Annotated in this window: 11 protein-coding genes; 5 read left to right on the forward strand and 6 right to left on the reverse strand. The window is 75.2% G+C overall.

Annotated features, from left to right (window positions below; genetic code table 11):
- Positions 1 to 60 precede the first annotated feature (60 nt).
- The 4 genes from C7Y72_RS03945 to C7Y72_RS03960 are packed head-to-tail and all read left to right on the forward strand — an operon-like array spanning position 61 to position 4,273.
- Positions 61 to 1,401 (forward strand): DUF459 domain-containing protein, encoded by a 1,341-nt coding sequence (locus C7Y72_RS03945; protein WP_107567299.1) that lies wholly within the window; start codon positions 61 to 63, stop codon positions 1,399 to 1,401.
- Positions 1,402 to 1,406: 5 nt separating this feature from the next.
- Positions 1,407 to 1,787, forward strand: a complete 381-nt coding sequence (locus C7Y72_RS03950) for a hypothetical protein (RefSeq protein WP_107567300.1) — start codon at positions 1,407 to 1,409, stop codon at positions 1,785 to 1,787.
- A 29-nt stretch (positions 1,788 to 1,816) separates the two neighbouring features.
- Positions 1,817 to 3,214 carry an MBOAT family O-acyltransferase gene (locus C7Y72_RS03955; protein ID WP_107567301.1) on the forward strand — a complete coding sequence of 466 codons (1,398 nt, stop codon included), beginning with the start codon at positions 1,817 to 1,819 and terminating at the stop codon, positions 3,212 to 3,214.
- Positions 3,215 to 4,273 (forward strand): DUF459 domain-containing protein, encoded by a 1,059-nt coding sequence (locus tag C7Y72_RS03960; protein WP_107567302.1) that lies wholly within the window; start codon positions 3,215 to 3,217, stop codon positions 4,271 to 4,273.
- Positions 4,274 to 4,343: 70 nt separating this feature from the next.
- Here the strand turns inward: C7Y72_RS03960 and katG are convergent, their stop codons facing one another.
- On the reverse strand, positions 4,344 to 6,494 hold the full coding sequence (gene katG, locus C7Y72_RS03965; protein ID WP_107567303.1) for a catalase/peroxidase HPI: 2,151 nt from the start codon (positions 6,492 to 6,494) through the stop codon (positions 4,344 to 4,346).
- A 51-nt stretch (positions 6,495 to 6,545) separates the two neighbouring features.
- Positions 6,546 to 6,977, reverse strand: a complete 432-nt coding sequence (locus tag C7Y72_RS03970) for a Fur family transcriptional regulator (protein ID WP_107567304.1) — start codon at positions 6,975 to 6,977, stop codon at positions 6,546 to 6,548.
- 156 nt (positions 6,978 to 7,133) lie between these two features.
- On the opposite strand from C7Y72_RS03970, the gene C7Y72_RS03975 reads away from it, so the two are divergent.
- Positions 7,134 to 8,540, forward strand: a complete 1,407-nt coding sequence (locus tag C7Y72_RS03975; RefSeq protein WP_199223849.1) for an alkaline phosphatase PhoX — start codon at positions 7,134 to 7,136, stop codon at positions 8,538 to 8,540.
- Between the two features lie 45 nt (positions 8,541 to 8,585).
- Here the strand turns inward: C7Y72_RS03975 and C7Y72_RS03980 are convergent, their stop codons facing one another.
- The 4 genes from C7Y72_RS03980 to C7Y72_RS03990 form a co-directional block, all read right to left on the reverse strand.
- Positions 8,586 to 9,740: a hypothetical protein gene (locus C7Y72_RS03980; RefSeq protein ID WP_107567305.1), complete on the reverse strand. Its 1,155-nt coding sequence runs from the start codon at positions 9,738 to 9,740 to the stop codon at positions 8,586 to 8,588.
- A gap of 32 nt (positions 9,741 to 9,772) precedes the next feature.
- On the reverse strand, positions 9,773 to 11,329 hold the full coding sequence (locus C7Y72_RS03985; RefSeq protein WP_158276622.1) for a CotH kinase family protein: 1,557 nt from the start codon (positions 11,327 to 11,329) through the stop codon (positions 9,773 to 9,775).
- A 32-nt stretch (positions 11,330 to 11,361) separates the two neighbouring features.
- Positions 11,362 to 13,620, reverse strand: coding sequence for a hypothetical protein (locus C7Y72_RS23080; RefSeq protein ID WP_158276623.1), 2,259 nt, complete (start codon positions 13,618 to 13,620; stop codon positions 11,362 to 11,364).
- Positions 13,621 to 13,777: 157 nt separating this feature from the next.
- A complete protein-coding gene (locus C7Y72_RS03990) occupies positions 13,778 to 15,754 on the reverse strand; it encodes a hypothetical protein (protein ID WP_107567307.1) in 1,977 nt (658 codons plus the stop codon).
- Positions 15,755 to 15,839: the final 85 nt, after the last annotated feature.

The following is a 15,839-nucleotide window of genomic DNA, read 5'->3' on the forward strand; positions in this document are numbered from 1 at the left end:
GCAGGCACTACCCTCCCTGCTTCTCAGCAGGTCCACAGGGGAACATCGGGAGGGCAGGACATGCTCGGCGGAGCACGCAGCGGGGGCTGCGACCATCGTGCAGGACGGACGCGCGCGCTCGGCGCGCTGACCGCGGTGACGGTCGCGCTCGGCGTCGGCCTCGGCGCGGCGACGATCGCCCCGGCGGCCGACGAGCCGACGCAGCAGCCGGCGACGCAGAGCCTCCTGGGCATCAACGTCTCGCGCGGGCACGTCCAGATGCTGATGCTCGCGCCCGTCGACTCGACGGTCACGTTCTTCGAAGAGATCGACGGCGCCCGCACCGAGCTCGGCACCTCGACCGCGGTCCCGCCCGCGACCGGCGGCCCCGACGGCGCCGCGCCCGTCCCCGTCGCGATCCCGTGGCGCTGCGACCGCACCACCCGCCGCTTCCACGCCGTCGCCCGGACGACCGACGGCCGCACGATCGAGGCCAGCAACGAGGCGCTCACCCCGAGCTGCCGCGACCGCGTCGCGATCGTCGCCCCCAAGCAGGTGCAGCCGGGAAGCGCCGCGACGATCCAGCTGAAGGACCGCTGGCAGCTCGGCGACCTGCCCGTCCGCGTCTGCGTCGGCCGCAAGCCCACCGGTCGGCGCTGCACGTCGCTGCGCTTCGAGCCCGGTCAGCGGCTGCTGTCGTTCCGCCGCAACGTCGGCGCCGGCATCGGCGACTTCACGATCGACCTGTACGTCAGCGGCTTCCGCACCCAGCAGCGGATCGGCGTCGGCCGCGCCGCCACGAAGGCCGCGCGCCAGGGCATGCTGATCACGGGCGACTCGATGATGCAGGGCATCGACGCGCTGCTCGCCGACCGGCTCGAGAAGGACTACCGGATCATCCGCCAGACGCGGCCCGGCACCGGGATCAGCAAGGACCTCGGGAAGAAGTGGACGGTGCTCGCCCGCGAGCAGGCCGCTCGCCACAAGCCCGCCGTCACCGTCGTGCTGCTCGGCGGCAACGACGGGTTCCCGATGAAGAACGAGTCGGGCGTCGAGATCAAGTGCTGCAGCGAGGCGTGGCGGCAGGAGTACCTGCGCCGCCTCGAGGAGATGGCCACCGCCTACGCCCGCAACGGGCGCGGCACCGTCCTGTGGTCGCTGCTGCCGCCCACCCGCCGCGAGGACCTCACCGCGCCGATCAGCGCCGTCAACGACGCGATCCGCCGCCTCGCCGCCCGCATGCCCGCCGTCCGCCTCGTGCCGCTGGACAAGGTCTTCGGCCCCGGCTACCGCGACACGATCGACGGCGAGAAGGTCCGTGATCCCGACGGGCTGCACTTCTCGCTCGCCGGCCAGCGGCTCGCCACCCAGGCGATCCTGTCCGTCCTGCGCACCCCCGCCACCACCCCGACCGGAAGGTGACCCCGATGTCCCACCGTCTGCCCCTCGGACTGCTCGCCGCCGCCATCGGCTGCCTGTCCCTGGTCCCCGCCTCGGCGTCCGCCGCGACCTGCTCGCTGAGCGCCGACGACAAGTACCACAAGGCCAACAACGCCAAGCCGACCTACACCCGCTCGCTGAAGGCGACCGGTGGCGCGTCCTGCGCGACCGCGAAGAAGATGATCGGCGCGTACTACAAGTGCCGCGTCTCGGGCGGCAAGGGCAAGAAGGGCCGCTGCTCCAAGAAGGTCCTCGGCTACTCGTGCAGCGAGAAGCGCAGCAACGTCATCGCCACGCAGTTCGACGCGACCGCCACCTGCCGCAAGGGCAAGGCGCGGATCGTCACCGCGTACACGCAGTTCACCTGAGCCCGCGGGCGTAGAGCGGTCCGGCGTCCATGGTCTTCCCGACGATCACGTTCGCGATCTTCTTCGCGGTCGTGCTCCCGGCGTCCTGGGCGCTGATGCGGCACATGGGGGCGTGGAAGGCGTTCCTGCTCCTGGCGAGCTACCTCTTCTACGCCACCGCGGACTGGCGCTTCGCGTTCCTGCTCGGCGCCATCACCGTCGGCAACCACGTCTTCGCGAAGGCGATCCACGCGTCCGACGACGCGCGGCGGCGGCTGCTGCTCGTGCGCGTCGCGGTCGTGCTGGACCTCGCCGTCCTCGGCGTCTTCAAGTACTACGGGTTCTTCGTCGAGCAGGCGGCGGGCGCCCTGGACGGGATCGGGCTCGGCGCGCCGTTCCCGGTCCTGGCGGTCGCGCTGCCGATCGGCATCTCGTTCATCACGTTCCACGCGATCAGCTACGTCGTGGACGTGCACCGCCGTCAGCTCGAGCCGCCGACGCTCACCGACCTGGCGCTGTACATCAGCTTCTTCCCGCACCTCGTCGCCGGTCCGATCGTCCGCGCCTCGGAGTTCCTGCCGCAGCTGAAGGAGAAGCGCGACCCGTCGCAGGTCGCGGTCGGCGCCGCGGTCTGCCTGATCGCGCTGGGCCTGTTCAAGAAGATCGCGGTCGCCGACGTGCTCGCCCGCGAGGTCGTCGACCCCGTCTTCACGGTGCCGGAGGCGTACGCGTCCCCGGACGTGATCCTCGCGCTCTACGCCTACGCGGTGCAGATCTACTGCGACTTCTCCGGGTACACCGACATGGCGATCGGCATCGCGCTGCTGATGGGCCTGACGTTCCCGCAGAACTTCGACCGGCCGTTCCGCTCGCGCAGCCTCGCGGAGTTCTGGCGGCGCTGGCACATCACGCTCGGCCGCTTCCTGCGCGACTACGTGTTCATCCCGCTCGGCGGCAGCCGCAAGGGACCCGCGCGCGCCGCGGTGAACCTGTGGCTGACGATGCTGCTGGCCGGGATCTGGCACGGCCCGACCTGGGGGTTCGTGATCTTCGGCGCCATGCACGGCACCTGGATGGTCGGCGAGCGGATCGCGGCCGCGAAGACCTCATGGCGGCCGCCCGGCTGGGTCAGCACCGTGGTGATCGTGAGCTTCTTCGCGCTCTCCGCCGTGCCGTTCCGCTCCCCCGACTTCGACCTCGGCAGCGCCCTGATCGAAGGGATCCTCTCCCCTGGCGCCGCCACGCTGTGGACGCCGACGGCGGTGCTGCTGACGTTCGGCGTGATCTTCAGCCACCAGCTGCCCGCCGCCCCGCTGCGGGCGATCAAGCTCCGCATCGCCACCCTGCCGGTCCCGGCGCTCAGCGCCGGTCTCGCGGTCTCGATCCTCGCGGTCGCGGCCACCATCCCGTCCCAGGGCGTCCCGCCCTTCATCTACTTCCAGTTCTAGATGAGCGCTCCTGACACCACCCCGCCCCGGTCGGAGGTCCCCCCGGCCGCCCACGTCCCCACCGCCGACGACCACCTCCGCGGTGGCGCCCGCATGACCGCGAAGGCCGCCATCACGATGGTGCTGCTGACGTTCGCGCTGCTCGTCGTCGCCGACGGCGACGGCATCCGCCACCAGGGCGAGCGCATGGACGACGGCACCGAGAAGGACGTCGTGCTCGCGGTCGGCCGGCCCGCGGGCTGGATCGCCGACCAGCTGCCCGTCGCCCCGGTGGTCGACCAGATGCTCGGCTGGCTGTCCCCCGACGAGGACCTCGGCAACGACGACGGCACGTTCTCCGCGAGCGGCGGGACGGGCGGCGGCGCGGTGTCGCCGGGCGCCTTCGACCCGGCGGCGCTCGGCCTGCCGGCGGCCAAGCCGCGCAAGCTCCGCTCGCTGCTGGTGACCGGCGACTCGATGTCCCAGCCGATGGACGGGGAGCTCGCCCGCGCACTCACCCCGATCGGGGTGCGCACGAAGCGCGACCCGAAGTTCGGCACCGGCATCTCGAAGACCGACCTCCTGGACTGGGGGGCGTACTCGGGCGTGCAGGCGCGGCGCGACGAGCCGGACGCGACCGTCGTGCTGCTGGGCGCCAACGAGGGCTTTCCGATGACCACGAAGGCCGGCACGGTCGAGTGCTGCGACCTCGACTGGGCCGCCGAGTACGCGACCCGCGTGCGGGCGATGATGGCCACGTACACGCGCGGCGGGGCGGGACGCGTCTACTGGCTGCTGATCCCGAACTCCAACGACGCGGCGCGCAACCGGATCATCAGGGTCGTCAACACGACGATCAAGCTCGCGGCGGCTCCGTACGGGGAGCAGGTCCGCGTCGTCGACATCGCCTCCGTGTTCACCCCGGGCGGCCGGTTCCGCTCGGCGATGGACGTCGACGGGCGCCCGCAGGTCGTCCGCGACCCCGACGGGGCGCACCTCAACGACGTCGGCGGGCGCGTCGCGGCGGACACGGTCCGCGAGGTGCTCGCGAAGGACTTCGACCTGGGCGGGGCCGCCTGAGCGCGGCACCCCCGACGACGACGGGGCCCGCCCGCACCGGGCGGACGGGCCCCGCGTCACGACCGGCGCGCTAGCGCAGGTCGTAGCGGTCGAGGTCCATGACCTTCGCCCAGGCGGCGACGAAGGCGTGGACGAACTTCTCCTTGGCGTCGTCGCTGGCGTACACCTCGGCGAGCGCACGCAGCTCCGAGTTCGAGCCGAAGACGAGGTCGGCACGTGTGCCGGTCCACTTGCCGTCGGCCGTCTCGAAGGTGCCGTCGTCCTTCGTCGTCCAGCGCGTGCCGAGGTCGAGGAGGTTCACGAAGAAGTCGTTCGTGAGGACCCCGACCCGGTCGGTCAGGACGCCGTGCTTCGTGTTGCCCGCGTTGGCGCCGAGGACGCGCAGGCCACCGACCAGCACGGTCAGCTCGGGCGCGCTCAGCGTCAGCAGGTTGGCGCGGTCGATCAGCGCGTACTCGGCCGGCAGGCGACCGCCGACGTCGTAGTTGCGGAAGCCGTCGCGCTTGGGCTCCAGCGGCGCGAACGAGTCCGCGTCGGTCTGCTCGGGCGTCGCGTCGCCGCGCCCCGTGGTGACGGGGACGGTCACGTCGTAGCCCGCGTCCTTGGCCGCCTTCTCGACCGCGGCGCTGCCGCCGATGACGATCAGGTCGGCCAGCGAGACCGGCTTGCCGAACGCCTGCTGGACGGCGGTGAGCCCGTCGAGGACCTTCGCGAGCTCGGCCGGGTCGTTGACCTCCCAGCCGGCCTGCGGCTCGAGCCGCACGCGCGCGCCGTTGGCGCCGCCGCGCTTGTCGCTGCCGCGGAACGTCGACGCCGACGCCCAGGCCGCCTTGACGAGCTCGGTGACGGTCAGGCCGCTCTCGAGCACCTTGGCCTTCAGCTCGGCGACGTCCGCGTCGGAGAGCGACGGGCCGGCCGGGACCGGGTCCTGCCAGATGAGCTCCTCCGCGGGGACCTCGGAGCCGAGGTAGCGGGCGCGCGGCCCCATGTCGCGGTGGGTCAGCTTGAACCACGCGCGGGCGAACGCGTCGGCGAACTCGTCCGGGTTCTCGTGGAAGCGGCGCGAGATCTTCTCGTAGGCCGGGTCGAAGCGCAGCGACAGGTCCGTCGTGAGCATCGTCGGCTTGCGCGGGGGCGAGTCGGGCGTCGGGCCGGGGATGATCGCCTCGGCGTCCTTGGCGACCCACTGGGCGGCGCCGGCGGGGGACTTGTCGAGCTCCCACTCGTAGCCGAACAGGTGGTCGAAGTAGTCGTTGGACCACTGCACCGGGGTCGTGGTCCAGGTGACCTCGAGCCCGGAGGTGATCGTGTCGGCGCCCTTGCCGGAGCCGTAGCTGTTGGTCCAGCCGAAGCCCTGCTCGACGAGCTCGGCGCCCTCGGGCTCCGGGCCGACGTACTGGTCGGGGTCGGCGGCGCCGTGGGTCTTGCCGAAGGTGTGGCCGCCGGCGATGAGCGCGACGGTCTCCTCGTCGTCCATCGCCATGCGCGCGAACGTCTCACGGATGTCGTGGGCGGCGGCGACCGGGTCGGGGTTGCCGTTGGGGCCCTCGGGGTTGACGTAGATGAGGCCCATCTGGACGGCGCCGAGCGGCTCCTCGAGCACGCGGCCCGGCTTGTAGCGCTTGTCGCCGAGCCACTCCGTCTCCGGACCCCAGTAGACGTCCTCGTCGGGCTCCCAGACGTCGGGGCGACCGCCGGCGAAGCCGAACGTGTCGAAGCCCATCGACTCGAGCGCGACGTTGCCGGCGAGGACCATGAGGTCGGCCCAGGAGAGCGACTGGCCGTACTTCGCCTTGACCGGCCAGAGGAGCCGGCGGGCCTTGTCGAGGTTGCCGTTGTCGGGCCAGGAGTTCAGCGGCGCGAACCGCTGCATGCCGGCGCCGGCGCCGCCGCGGCCGTCGCTGATCCGGTAGGTGCCGGCCGCGTGCCAGGCCATGCGGACCATGAAGCCGCCGTAGTGACCGAAGTCGGCGGGCCACCAGTCCTGCGAGGTCGTGATGACGTCCTCGATGTCCTTCTTGACGGCGGCGAGGTCGAGGCCGTTGAAGGCGGCGGCGTAGTCGAAGTCCTCGCCGTTGGGGTTCCCGACCGCGGGGTTCTTGGCCAGGATCCGCAGGTTGAGGCGGTTGGGCCACCAGCCGGCGTTGCTGCTGCCGCTCTCGGTGGGGTGCAGCGCGGAGCTCGGGTCGAACGGGCAACCGGCGGCGCCCGGCTCGTTCATCTCTCCGACTTCGGCATCAGGCTTGTCAGACACAGGGAACCCTTTCGGGGATCAGGGGGTTGTCTCGGAACGGCAGTCGGGGCACAGGCCCCGGAAGACGACCTCGGCCTCGTCGATGACGAAGCCGTGGTCGTCGGACGCGACCAGGCACGGCGCGTGGCCGACGGCGCACTCGACGTCGGCGATCGCCCCGCAGGATCGACAGACCACGTGGTGGTGGTTGTCACCGACCCGTGACTCGTAGCGGGCGACCGAGCCCGGAGGCTGGATGCGGCGCACGAGCTGCGCGTCGGTGAGCGCCTGCAGCACGTCGTAGACGGCCTGCTGGGAGACGTCGCGCAGGTCCCGGCGGACGTGGCCGATGATCGAGGCCGTGTCCGCGTGCGGGTGGTCGTGCACCACGCCGAGGACCGCGATCCGGGGTCGCGTCACGCGCAGGGAGGCCCCGCGGAGAAGCTGCTCGAGATCGGCGGTCGCCGGCACTCCGACGAGTATGCCACTCATTCTGGAACAAGTCCAGTTTACGGCGGTGGAGGCGCGCCAGCCCGGCGCGGGATTCACACGACGGTCACAGGACCGTCACCCATGTGCGACACGGTGCGCAGGTACCAACCCCACCCCACGGAGTCCGCACACACCATGGCACCCGTTCCCCCCACCGCCGTCGAGCCGGACGAGCCCACCGGCCTCTCCCGCCGCGAGATGCTCTCGCGCAGCGCCCAGGGCGGCCTCGGCCTCGCCCTCTCCGGCAGCCTCGGCCTGCTCTTCGGCGGCCCCGCCGCCGCCCACGGCCGCCCCGCCGGCTACGGCCCGCTGATCCCCGACCCCGCCGGGATCCTCTCGCTCCCGCAGGGCTTCCACTACTCGGTCATCGCCGAGTCCGGCGTCACCCGCCTGGAGACCGGCGAGCCCACCCCCGCCGACCCGGACGGCAGCGCCGCGTTCCCGCTGCGCCGCGGCGGCACCGCGCTGATCGTCAACCACGAGATCTCCGGCAGCGACGCGCCGACCGTCCCCACCGTCCCCGACCACACGTTCAACCCGGCCGCCGGCGGCGGCACCACGACGATCGAGGTCGACGCGCGCGGTCGCCGCGTCCGCGAGTACGTGTCGCTCGCGGGCACCGTCAACAACTGCGCCGGCGGTCGCTCGCCGTGGGGCACCTGGCTGACCTGCGAGGAGACGGAGGCGACCGTCGCCGGCGTCCAGCACGGCTGGGTCTTCGAGGTCGACCCGTACGACCAGCGCGCCAACCGCGCCCCGAAGCCGATCAAGGCGCTCGGCCGGTTCTCCCACGAGTCGGTCGCCGTCGACCCGCTGCGCGGCGTCATCTACGAGACCGAGGACGCCGGGACCCCCAACGGCCTGTTCTACCGCTGGACCCCGCCGCGCGGCCTGCGCCGGCTCGGCCGCGGCGTCCTGCGCACGCTGCCCGACGATGCGGGCACGCTCGAGGCGCTGCGGGCCCTGCGCCCGGACGGGACCTTCGTGCCGGACCTCTCCCCCGCCCGCGAGGTCGGGACGCGGTACCGCACCCGCTGGGTCACCGTCCCCGACCGGTTCGCGGCGACCACCCCCACGCGCAAGCAGGCCTACGCCGAGGAGCCGACCCGCTCGCGCAAGCTCGAGGGCATGTGGTGGGGCGACGGCGGCTGCTACTTCGTCTGCTCGTTCGCCCGCACCGCCGACGGCAGCGCCGGGGTCCACGACGGGCAGGTCTGGTTCCTCGACCCGCGCGCGCAGACGATCGAGCTGAAGATCCACTTCGAGTACACGCCCGACCAGGACGGCGACGCGGACGGGCCCGACAACATCACCGTCAGCCCGTACGGCGGGCTGGTCATCGCCGAGGACGGGGAGGGCGCCAGCCACCTCGTCGGCTCGACCGCCTCCGGGGAGACGTTCTTCCTCGCGCGCAACGAGCTGGCGGGCGAGTCGGAGTTCACCGGCTCGACGTTCTCGGCCGACCGCCGCACCCTGTTCGCCAACGTGCAGTCCCCCGGGCACGTGTTCGCGATCACCGGGCCGTTCCGCCGCCAGCGGTAGGCCCCCGGCCCGTCCGGTGCGCGCCGCGCACCGGACGGCCGACGGTCAGCCCGCGGCCGGGCCGCAGGTCGCGAACGTGCGGGTCGTGCGCAGCAGCCGGCCGTCCGCGGTCCGCCCGCGGACGCGGACCACGGCGACCCCGGGCGGCCGGCCGCGCAGGTCGACGCGCACGCGCGCGGGCGCCCGGCCGGTGGCCGCGACGCGCACCCCGTCGATCGTCGCCACGACGCCACGGACCGGCGTGCGCCGCGAGCCGAGCGTCACCGTCAGCACGCGGCGCGAGGCGCAGGTCGCCCGGACCGGGGCCGCCGGGGCGCTGCCGACGCTCCAGGCGCGCGTCGCCGGGGACGGGTCCGGACGGCCGAACCCGTCGACGGCGCGGACCGCGAAGACGTGGTCCCCGACGCCCACCCCGGTGAGCGTGAGCCCGGAGGCGGCGCAGGCGCTGAAGGCCCCGCCGTCGACCGCGCACTCGAACCACGGCGCCGGATCGTCGGGGGACGAGTAGGAGAACCGGGCGGTCGGATCGGTCAGCCGGCCGAAGGGCCCCGCGTCGATGCGGGTGTCGGGCGGCGTGGCGTCCGAGCTCCAGGTCACGACGGCGGGCGTCGGGTCGGGGTTGCCCGCCACGTCGAACGCGCGCACGAGGACCTGGTGGGCCCCGTCGGCGAGCCCGCTCAGCGCGAGCTCCGCCCCGCACGGGTTCAGCGGCCCGCCGTCCACCGCGCAGCGGTACCCGGCGACGGGCTCGTCGGCGGAGAACGTCAGTCGCGCCTCGCCGCTCGGGCTGCGCGCGGGCGGCGCGGTGACGATCGTCGTCTGCGGCGCGGTGACGTCGAGCACGAGCGAGACCGTCGCGGGGGTCGGGTCGACGGTGACGCCGTCCGAGGCGATCGCGGCGATCCGGAGCTCGAAGGGACCGTCGGACAGCCCGAACGCTCCCGCGGAGATCGGGGAGTCGCAGCCGAGGTCGCCGGACCCGACGACGGTGCAGACGAACCCGCCGCCGCCGTCGCCGACGGCGCGGAAGACGATCGGGGTCGACGCGTTCACCCGGGTGCCGGACGCGGGCGAGTCGATCACGGTGTCCGGTGGGTCGACGAGGGCCTGCGCGAGCGCGCCCGGGGCGGCGACGAGCCAGGCGAGCGCGGCGATCAGCGCCACGAGGACGCGGCGGCGGGCGGGACGGTGCTGCGGCATGACGACGGCTCCTTCTCGGGGACGGCGCGGGGTCATCGGACGGGGACCCGGACGGTGGCGGTGAGGGCGCGGCGCGGGGCCGCGGACAGACGGGCGCGGACGAGCAGCGGGCGGCCCTCGCGGCGGGCGCGCGCGAGCGCGGTGGCCGCGATCCGGCAGGTGAGGACGACCGGGCGGTCCGCGGCGAGCGGGCGGGTGCGGCGGCAGCCGGGCGCCGTCACGGCGACGGTCCCGGCGTACGGGGCGCGGACGGTGACGCGCAGCCGCCCGCGGTCGCCGAGCGTCGCGCGGGCGCGCAGCCGTGCGGGCGCGACGGGGGCGGCCGGCGCGGTGGTCGGGCCGGCCGCCGTCGCGGGCGCCGTCGTGCCGAGGTCCAGCACGGCGGGCGGCGCCGCCGCGGCGGGCGGGTCGGACGGGACCGACACCGGCGTCCGCTCGGCGGGCCCCGGCCCGGCCGCGGGGGTACGCAGGTCCGCGTCGGCGGGGCGCTCGCGCGCGAACCGGACGGTCGCGTCGACCGCGGCGGCGATCTCCGCGAGGCTGTGCTCGCGGCGCGGGTCGCGCTCCTGCCACGGGGCGAGGAGCGCGGCGGTGCGCTGCGCGAGCTCGTCCAGGCCGGCGGTCGCGAGCGTCGTGCGCACGTCGTGGACGGCGTCGGCGTAGGCGCGCAGGCAGGCCGGGTCGCTCTGGCAGCCGGCGGCGAGCGCGCCGCCCGCCGCGGCGCCGTAGGGGATCCGCTCGCGGAACGCCTGGTCCATGCCCCACGGCAGCAGCGAGAAGACGCCGTCGGGGCCCGCGTGGAAGAAGACGTTGGACGGGGTCTCCCCGGCCAACCCGGCGTAGCCGTCGAACTGCCCGACGTACCGCTCGGTCGCGAGGTAGCGGACGAGCGCGGGGACGTCGAGCGCGGGCGCCACCCGGCGCGCCCAGCCCTCGCCCGGCGTCGCCGCGAGGGCGGCGAGCCGCTCGAGGTCGGTGCGATCGTCGGGACCCTGGTCGAGCTCGAACGCGTCGGTCATCCCCGGGACCGCGTCGGCCGGCAGGGACGGCGGTCCCTCCGCCTCGTACAGGTGGGTGGTCGCCGGGAAGTGCCGGGCCAGGAGCGCGGGCTCGTAGGTCTCGACGTTGGCGTAGAGGCCGTAGGGCTCGCCGTCGAGCCGCACGAACGCGTAGCCGACCCGCGGGGCGGGCAGGCCGACCGCCGCGAACGCCGTGTACGCGAGCAACTCGTGGACCATCGACGGGTCCTGAACCATGTTGTTCAGCGTCAGGGTCCGCACGCCGTCGGGGCGGTGCCCGCTGTCGAAGCGCAGCTTGAAGGCGGCCTTGCCGTCGAGGTCGCGGAAGGAGGTCGAGCCCTTCAGCCGGATCCGGCCCGGGGCCGCGGCGACCGTGCGGCCCGGGGTGCGGACGGCGATGGTCGCGGGCGCGTAGGTCGCGGGTGCGCGCCGCAGCGCGTCACGGCTGCCCGCGGCGAGCGTCACGTCGATCTCGGCGACGGCCGCCGGATCGTAGAGCCAGGCAGCGGGGAGCGCCGCGGCGTGCGCGGTGGCTCCCGGTACGGCCGCCGCGCAGAGCGCGGCGGCCATCGTGGGGAGGATCGCCGGGAACCGGCGACCCCTCATCGCGTGACGACCCGGGGCAGCGACGCGACGACGCGCCCGGCGGCGTTGCGGGCGGACAGCCGGACCTCGACGGCCGAGCCGGTGACGGGCAGCGGCGCGCGCAGCGTCACGGTGCCGTCGGCGGCCGCGCGCCCGGTGCTGCGCAGCAGCACGCCGCCACATCCCGGGGTGCGCACGCGCAGCCGCACGGTGCGGGTCCGCCGGGCCAGTGCGCGGCCGATCGAGCCCTGCACGACGATCTCGGTCCCCTGGACCGTCGCACCGGTGAGCCGCAGCGGGGCGGTCGGCGGCACCGCGTCGGAGCGCTGCCCGCTGACGCGGGCGCGGTCCGCTCCCTGCAGCCCGGCGCCGGGCCGCGCGATCGTGACGGTCGCGTTCCCGGCGGCGTCCAGGGTCGTGCTGCCGAGGCGCTCGAGGCCGCGGTGGACGGCGGCGGGCAGCCCGCCGAGGCTCGTGCCGGCGGCGATCGTGTAGCGGACGGTGCGGCGCGTCGGCCGGGTGACGCCGAGCAGGACGCGCGGCGGGGTCGTGCACGCGGTGGAGGCGCCCCGCACGGTGGTGACGCGGTAGCCGCAGGTCACCGACGTGGCGTTGCCCGCGACGTCCCGGGCGGTCAGGACGACGGTCCGCTCGCCCGGGCTGCGGGTGTCGGCGGGTGCCTCCACGGCGCTCTCGGCGATCCCGGACCCGGTGTCGCCCGCGGTGCCGCGGACGATCCCGGCACTGCCGACGGCGAACTCCGGTGTCCCGGCGGGGCAGGCGACGGCCGGCGCGGTCGCGTCGACGCGCACGGTGCGGCGCAGGACGCCCGAGGCCTGGCCGAGCGCGTCCTGCGCGGCGACCTCGACGACGCGGACCCCGTCGGCGAGCGTCCCGGACGGGGACAGCGAGCAGCCGTCGGGGAGGGTCGCGGCACTCGGCGAGGGCACGGGCGCGTCGATCGCGCAGCGCACCCGCGCACCGGCGGGCGCCGGGCTCGTGGCGACGGCGGCGGTCGGGGGCGTGCGGTACCAGCCCTCGCCCCCGTCGGGAGCCGCCGGGGTCAGGCGCAGCTCGGGCTCCAGCGACACGAGCAGCCGGGCGGTGAGGACGCGGCCGATCTCGAAGGGGGGCTCGTCGATCGTCGCGATCGCCCGGTCGTCGAGCTGCGCGAGCCCGGCCGCGATGTTCGGGGGCAGGGCGGCGAGCCCGACGGTCAGCGGCTCGAGGAACCAGCCCGGGTCCTGGCGGTCGACGGCGACCGGTCGCCGGACCGGCCCGTCGTCACCGCTGAACTGGCGGGCGACGAGCACGCGGCGACCGTCGGTGGCGGCCGCCGATTGGACACCGGGGGTCAGCCCGTCGGTGCGCGCGGCGCTCACCGTGCGGGTGACCGCCAGCTCCCCGGCCCAGCCGCCCGCCGGGCGGGGCAGGACGTACGCGTCGACGTCCACGCCGGGGGCGCGCCGGTCGATCGACGGGACGACGATCGCCTCGTCCGCGACGACGGGGTCGCCGACCACCCCGCCGACGGTGGCGGTGGCGGCCGGGGCCGTCGGGTCGAGCGCGGCCCAGCCGGTCGCGGGGCGCTCGTAGACGATGACCGTGCCGGGGTTCCCGGCCATGACGACCAGCAGCGATCCGCGGGCGCCGACCGCGCTCGTCGTCGGCAGCGTGCTCACGGGTCGGTCGGGGAGGACCGTCGCGGCCGGCTGGCCCTCGCCGAAGCCCGTGGGGCCGGGCTCCCAGACGGTCACGGGCCCGCCGCGCCGCGAGCGCCCGGGCGCGACGCCGGGCCCGGCGACGAGCGCGGTCCCGGCGAACGCGAGCACGTCCGCGTTGGCGGGGCGCGCGAGCGTCACGGGCCCGCTCCAGCCGGCGGTGCCGCGCTGCCAGACCAGGACGTCACGGCCGGCGGTCACCGCCACGACGCCGTCCCGGGCGGCGATCGCGTTCGGGCTCTGGGGCGTCCCGCTGGCGCTGTCCGGGATCGTGAGCGTGGTGTCGGGCCGGCGCTCGGCGAGCGTCGCCGGCCAGCCCGCCACCGGGCGGTCGTAGAGGTCGACGACGCCCGGGAACGCGTCGTCGACGGTGAAGCGCGGGCCGCGGGCGACGGCGACGAGGCGGTCGCTGCCCGCCAGGACGGCGGTGCGCCCGTCGAGGTCGGTCACCGACGGGACGAGCGGGGCCGCGGGCACGAGCGGGCCGGTGGCGGCGTGCCCGACCGTCGGGAACGCGGCGAGCGCGAGCAGCGCCGTCGAGAGCTGGCGAATCATGGTGTCCCCCTACTGACCGTGATCGCGTCCCGGACCCTGCGCCCGGACCGCACCACCGGGCGCTTGGACCGCCGGCGGCGCGTTGAATGCTACGTGGCGCGCAGGCGCCTCGCCACCCCGGTCGGCGCGCGGGCGCTCGCGCGGACCGGCGTCCGGCTCAGCGGAAGGTGAGCGCCTTCGTGGTCGTGGTGCCGATGGTGGCTCCGCGCGCGTCGACCGCCGCGGCGGTGAGCCGCAGCTTCAGCGCGCGCCCGCGCCGGACGGCCTTCAGCCGGCGCGTGCCCGCCTTGGTGGTTCGCAGCGTCACCCGGACCGTGCCGGCCCCGGTGCGGCGGCCGCTGCCGGTCGCGACGACCGTGCGGCCGGCCGTCAGGCGCAGCCGCACCGAGCAGGTCGCGGTGCAGCGCACGGTCGCCCGCCACCGCTTCGCGCGGAGGGTCTTCAGCACCGCCTTGGGCGTCGTGACCCGGCCGAGCGGCGAGCGCACGAGCGGGGCCGTCCCGCCGCCCGGCGTCGTGCCGCCACCCGGCGTGGTCCCGCCGCCCGGCGCCGGCACGGCGGCGGTGCGGACGGTGAACGGCGCCGAGAACTCGCTGTCGGACGCCGAGACGCCCAGCCGGTAGACGGTGTCGGGCCGGGCGCCGTCGACCCGCAGGGTGCCCGTCAGCGGTCCGGCCGCGTCGGGCAGGCCGTGGCGGTCGATCGTGCGAACCTCGGCGTCGTCGAGGAGCCGCAGGTCGATCTCGGGGATCTGCGCGCTCGGGTTCGAGGTCAGGGTGTAGGGCACCTCGATCGTCGTGGCGGTGACCGTGGGCGCTCCCAGCGTGAGGGCCGGCGCGAGCGGCGGCGTCGGCCGTGTGAACGAGGCGACCGGCGTCGAGAGCACGTCCCCGTCCTCGGTCCGCAGCACGGCGCGGTAGTGGACGGTGGCGCCGTTGGGCGCGTAGGCGAAGGCACCGTCGGAGGCGAAGGCGTACTGCCCGTCGTCGTAGTCGCGGCCGACGATCCGCTTGGCGGTGACCGTCCCCAGCGCGGGGGTGGTGCCGTACTCCAGCCAGGTCTCGCCGACCAGCCCGTTGGTGTCGACGCTCCAGGTCGGGATGCCGATCCCCTGGACGTCGCGCAGCGCCAGGCGCGGCGTGCCGCACGGCCTGCTGGATGCGGGGAGCTGGGCGGTCGCCGGGGACGGGTCGAGGTTCAGGGCCCGGTCGACCGCCTGTACGGTCAGCGTGCGCGTCCGCGCGCAGAGGTTGGCGACGAACGCGCCGGTCGCCGCGCACGCCGACGGGGTCAGGCTGCCGATCCCGCAGCGGAAGGTCGCGTCCTCGTCGGCCGCGAGGCTCAGCAGCGGCGTGGCGGGATCGGTGGCGTTCACGCCCGGGGTCGCGGTCTGCGGCGGGGTGCGGTCGACGAGGAACGGCAGCACGAAGGGTGAGGGGTCGCTGAGGCCCTCGGCGGTCGACGTCGCGCTGACCGTGTGGGCGCCCTCGGACAGCGCGGCCAGGGACCGGGCCTGCAGGCACGGCTGTGGAGCCCCGCCGTCGACGCTGCAGCTGCCCGCGAGATCGGTGCCGCGGGCCAGGGCGACCCGGCCCGCGACCCGCGGCGCGACGAGGCCGCCGACGCCGGGGAGGATGTCGGCCGTGGTCGCGCCCCCGCGGTACAGCTCGCCGCTGAAGCCGCCGGGCGCCGCCGAGATCTGCCCGTCCTCGACCACGATCGTGTACTCGCGGCCGGGGACCGCGCGCCAGGTCTTCACGGTGGACGGACGGGCCCCCGGGCAGGCGTTCGTCGCCGACGCGGCGAACCCCCGCGGCGTGGCGTTCTCGTCGTAGACGTTCAGCAGCGGGCGCTCCGTGCCGGTGATCGGCCCGCACAGCTCCACCGAGGTCACGCCCGCACCCGCGGGAGCGATCCACCGGTACCAGACGTCCCGTCCACCGAGCACGACACCCTCCGGCGAGTCGGTCGCGTCGGTGAGCGTCCCGGAGAAGGCACCGCCCCCCGCCGCGATCGACTCCGCGTTCAGATACTGGTCGTTCGGTGGCGCGGCAGCCTGCGCCAGGGGCGCCGCGGCGACCAGCCCGAGTCCCGTCGCGATGAGCGTGGCGATCGTCCGTGCGCGCGTCCCCATGGGCGCGCAGGGTACGCCACGGCGCCCCGGCCGTCGATCTCGGATCGGTCGCAGATCGGGCTCGCGACGCACGACGGCCCCGGGG

It is taken from the genome of Paraconexibacter algicola (assembly GCF_003044185.1).
Taxonomy (GTDB): Bacteria; Actinomycetota; Thermoleophilia; order Solirubrobacterales; family Solirubrobacteraceae; genus Paraconexibacter; species Paraconexibacter algicola.